The 323-nt window shown below is 35.3% G+C and carries 1 protein-coding gene; it reads right to left on the bottom strand.

Annotated elements, in window-relative coordinates; all coding sequences use genetic code 11:
* Positions 1 to 200: sigma(X)-activator ComW (comW, locus tag STRDD10_RS11055; RefSeq protein WP_156468672.1), on the bottom strand; the 200-nt coding region annotated here is incomplete at its 3' end.
* Positions 201 to 323 lie beyond the last annotated feature (123 nt).

Raw genomic sequence — 323 nt, 5'->3', positions numbered from 1 at the left:
TCCAAATAGAGTCTGTAAGAAACCTTGTAATGATAGCTTGTGAAGCACTCCATACTGTGAATGTCATACTTACGCAAATAGTAGATGAAGTAACGCAAGTGCAAACTTTCCCACTCATATCGGTCAAATTTTAGATAACCATATGCTACCTCTAAAGTAGAATAAAATTCTCTGTATTCTGTGTAAACTGCTTCAATCATAACAATCTCCCTTCTTCCTAAATTTAGTATAGCAGAAAGAATGCAGGATTAGATCATTTTTTCTAAGATGTCACTTTTGGCGTCTGAAATGTCAAACAAAGGAGCAGATGACTCTGCTCTTTT

The sequence above is a fragment of the Streptococcus sp. DD10 genome (assembly GCF_001578805.1).
Lineage (GTDB): Bacteria > Bacillota > Bacilli > Lactobacillales > Streptococcaceae > Streptococcus.
This window is presented reverse-complemented; position numbering and strand designations above follow the sequence as displayed.